This window comes from Candidatus Obscuribacterales bacterium, from assembly GCA_036703605.1.
Taxonomy (GTDB): domain Bacteria; phylum Cyanobacteriota; class Cyanobacteriia; order RECH01; family RECH01; genus RECH01.
In genome coordinates, this window is the sequence record DATNRH010000044.1 from 1 (window position 1) to 1,744 (window position 1,744).

Below are 1,744 nucleotides of genomic sequence, written 5' to 3' on the forward strand. Positions count from 1 at the left end.
GGAATTACCATGAGTCTGGACCTCCGAGGCCTTACACCCGCACCGGTCACCCCCTTCACCCGTGATGGCGAAATCGACTACGCGGCGATCAACAAATTAGGCGCCTGGCTGGGAAGCATCGATGGTGTCAAAGGGTTGGTAGTGCTAGGCCATGCCGGGGAAGGCACCTTCCTCACCTCCCAAGAGCAAACAAGCGTCATCGAAGCATTCGTCGAATCGGTGAAAGGTGAAATTCCCATCATCGCTGGCATCACAGGCGAAGGCGATTACGTTGCTGCTGAAGAAGCCAAGCGTGCAGTCAAGGCTGGCGCTTCTGCGGGGCTGGTCTACCCGTCACATGGATGGCTGCGGTTCGGCTACCAAGAAGGTGCACCGCAGGAGCGTTACCGCCGCATCCACGCTGAAAGTGGGCTGCCACTCATTCTCTTCCAGTACCCGGATAACACCAAGGCCAACTACAACCTTCAGACACAGCTTGATATTGCAGCGCAGCCTGGCGTCTTTGCCATGAAAAACGGTGTGCGTAACATGAAGCGCTGGGACACAGAAATTCCTGTGATTCGCGCTGAGCAGCCGGACCTGCAAATCCTGACTTGCCACGATGAGTACCTGCTGCACACCATGTTCGATGTGGATGGAGCACTGGTAGGTTACGGTGGTATTGCTCCCGAGCCACTTATCGAGATGATCAAAGCTGGCAAGGCCAAGGACTACGCTAAGGCGCGGGAACTTCATGATCGACTGCTTCCCGTGACCAAGAATGTCTACCACCGGGGCTCGCACATGGAAGGCACCGTGGCGCTCAAGTGGGCACTCGTAGCTCGCGGAATTCTTGATCACGCCACTGTACGTGCACCTCTGCGCCCGCTCGCTGAAGGCGCAGATCAACAGATTGCTGACGCCATGCGTGAAGCCGGACTGGCCTGAGCCTTAAGGTGGGCTTGTCTAAGAGACAGTTATTACCTGGCGGTGGTGCCCCAGGGGGTATCACCGTCTGGCCAATCTCTCGCTCCTTCTTATAAAATATAAGCCTATCCAGGAGAAAAAGATGAATTGTGGCTCAAAGCAAAATCCAAGTACCGCCTCTTCATCAACAGCTGATAATCGCTCACGATTTTCACTTTCAGTTCCACAAATGCTTGCCCTCATGGGGCCTGCCTTCGTAGCTGGCGCCTGGAGGTTCGGACCTGGCGCCCTAACATCCGCTGTCCAAGCAGGTAGCCAATATGGATACGTCCTATTGTGGGTTATCTTGGTATCAGCAGTGCTCATGTTCGTCTTTAACGATATGGCAGTTCGGCTTGGGCTGGCAACCAACGAATCAGTAGTCGCTATAACAAAACGAAAACTCGGGCGCCCAGTCGGAGTATTAGCAGGGCTCGGTGTTTTTTCAATCACCTTGATGTTTGCGGTCGGTAATGCCGTAGGTTCTGGTCTTGCTCTCAGCCTACTCATAGGCGGTTCCGTTGTAGGCTGGACTCTCGCTTGTACCGTCGCTGTGGGTCTTCTTATCGCCCTGAGAAATACGTACAAGGCGATGGAGCGTCTTCTCGTCGCTCTGATCGGGTTGATGTCGGTAGGCTTTCTAGCCTCAACCATTCTCAGCGATCCGAATTGGATAGCTGCCGCCAAAGGATTAGTCCCGAGCATTCCCGCTGAGGCTGGATTTCTTTTGATTGCGTTGATCGGGACCAACTTCTCAATTAACTCCGCATTCTACACTGGCTACGCCATCCACGAGAGG

2 protein-coding genes are annotated in these 1,744 nt (G+C 54.3%); both read left to right on the plus strand.

The window, feature by feature from the left end; genetic code table 11:
• On the plus strand, positions 1-927 hold a 927-nt coding region (locus V6D20_01020; protein HEY9814378.1), incomplete at its 5' end, for a dihydrodipicolinate synthase family protein.
• 220 nt (positions 928-1,147) lie between these two features.
• A partial coding sequence (locus V6D20_01025; GenBank protein ID HEY9814379.1) for an Nramp family divalent metal transporter occupies positions 1,148-1,744 on the plus strand: 597 nt, incomplete at its 3' end.